2 protein-coding genes are annotated in these 2,040 nt (G+C 42.5%); both read left to right on the top strand.

Going from position 1 to position 2,040, the window contains the following annotated elements; genetic code table 11:
- Window positions 1-391: 391 nt before the first annotated feature.
- Window positions 392-1,507, top strand: coding sequence for a fatty acid desaturase family protein (locus ABW391_RS18685; RefSeq protein ID WP_353483428.1), 1,116 nt, complete (start codon window positions 392-394; stop codon window positions 1,505-1,507).
- A gap of 54 nt (window positions 1,508-1,561) precedes the next feature.
- Window positions 1,562-2,040: AMP-binding protein (locus ABW391_RS18680; protein WP_353483427.1), on the top strand; the 479-nt coding region annotated here is incomplete at its 3' end.

Below are 2,040 nucleotides of genomic sequence, written 5' to 3'. Positions count from 1 at the left end.
GGTTAAACGGAAATTCGTTGATCCAGTTGAAGCCCCTTTTTATGGCTTATAAACCTTTGATTCTATCTGCTTCTGCTGGCAGTGCGGGCAAACCGCTCGTGGGTTTATCCAAATAAAAATAGGCCGTAACGCAGTAATCTTCAGGACGGTAAATACACCGGAATGGTCAAATTTTGCTTTTTTGTAAAAAAATTAGCGTAAAATTTCCCCTCTTATCGCAACTATTTAGATCTTGAGAGCAAGAAATAATTTGAGCATCGTTACATTTGGGGTTTCAGAGAGTGGGTGCATACTTTTCTTGAGGTATGTACAGTTTCTTTCCGTACTATTGACGCGAGGCAAACTTACTTGATTGGATGTACATTGTAAATTGTGAAAAAACTAATTCAATATGTTGAATGCTTCTGGCGACACTCATGCCGAATTCAAAAAAGTTTTGTTTGAAAGGCTGAACTATTATTTTGAGGGAAATCGGATTTCCAAAAAGGGGAATTGGGAAATGACCCTTAAAGTTTCTTTTGCCCTCGTGTGGTGGATTGGCAGTTATGCCTTGTTTTTTGCCGCTGACTGGAGTTATACCCAATTCTTTTTTTTGTATATCTTCCAGGGGCTGGCGCAAATTTTTATGTTTTTGAACATTGCCCATGACGCCAACCACAATTCCATTTCCAACCATAAAATCGTCAACAAAACCCTCAGTTACGTACTGGATGCCTGTGGGATCAGTTCTTACATGTGGCGGATCATGCACAATCATGGCCACCATTCGGTAATGAACGTATATGGGGAAGATGAGGGCATCTACGCGCATGGTATCTTTCGATTCTCTCCCCATGCGGAGTGGAAACCGATGCACCGTTTTCAACACATTTATGTGTTTTTTATGTACGGGATCACCACGCTTGATTTCCTTTTTGTAAAAGACTTTGAGTATCTCTTTTTCAAAAATAATGTGCATATCGAGCATGTCAAGCACCCACTTCACGAGTGGATCACCATCATTGGCAGCAAAATTTTGTACCTTATTTACATGATTGCTGTTCCTGTGCTGGTATTGCATTTTTCGGTGTGGCAGGTCGTATTGGTATTCACTGTGACCCATCTTTTAATGGGATTGGCCGCCGCCTGGATCATTCAGGTTGCACATTTGCTAGACATCAATGAGTTTCCAGAAACCCGGCATGACCATGATTTCATGGATCATATTTTCACCACTACCACCGATTATTCTACTCGTAGCCGGGTTGCCAATTTCATTTGTGGCGGTCTGAATCACCATGTAGCTCACCATATTTTTCCACAAGTTGCACATACCCACTATCCCAAATTGACCAAAATCGTGCGGGAAACATCCGCTGAATTTGGGATTGACTACCGTGAAAACCGCTATATGTACCAAGCTATAGCCCATCACATCAAACTCCTCAGATGGCTTGGAAAACCACCAGCTCCTATTAACAACAACCACCAAAATTTGATTCTTGACGGCAATGCGCCAGCTCATTAGTGAGTGGGTGATAAGCAGCTAACCAATTGACTATTAACAAACACTCCTTTGCTTATGAATTCTATTTTTAAAAGACTTGACTTCTGGGTGGATCAGCAGCCAGACAAACTACTCTTTTCATTTCTTGATATTTCTGGCAACCAAACCGAGAAGTACACTTACCGTGAATTCATCCATCGTACCAACGCTATAGCAAGTAATCTCCACAACGAGCATGGTTTTGCACCGGGTAGCCGCATCCTTTTGGCATATCCTCCAGGATTAGAAATGATTTGTGCTTTCTTTGCTTGTGCCCGTTTGGGGCTGATTCCGGTGCCTGCCTATCCGCCTACTTCTCATGGATTCGAGTCTTCGCTCAATAAGATGACCTATATTGCCAAAGATTGTCAAGCCAAGGCCATTCTTACCAGTCGGGATTACTACTGGTCGGTCAAGCTCAATTTGTCGCGTACCAATATTGCGGAGTCGCTTTTCAGTACAAGTTACATCTCCAAACTCAGCTGGATCAATACCGAAGACTTCCGCGACGTCAA

Source organism: Haliscomenobacter sp. (assembly GCF_040403615.1).
In the GTDB taxonomy this organism is placed as follows: Bacteria; Bacteroidota; Bacteroidia; order Chitinophagales; family Saprospiraceae; genus Haliscomenobacter.
This window is presented reverse-complemented; position numbering and strand designations above follow the sequence as displayed.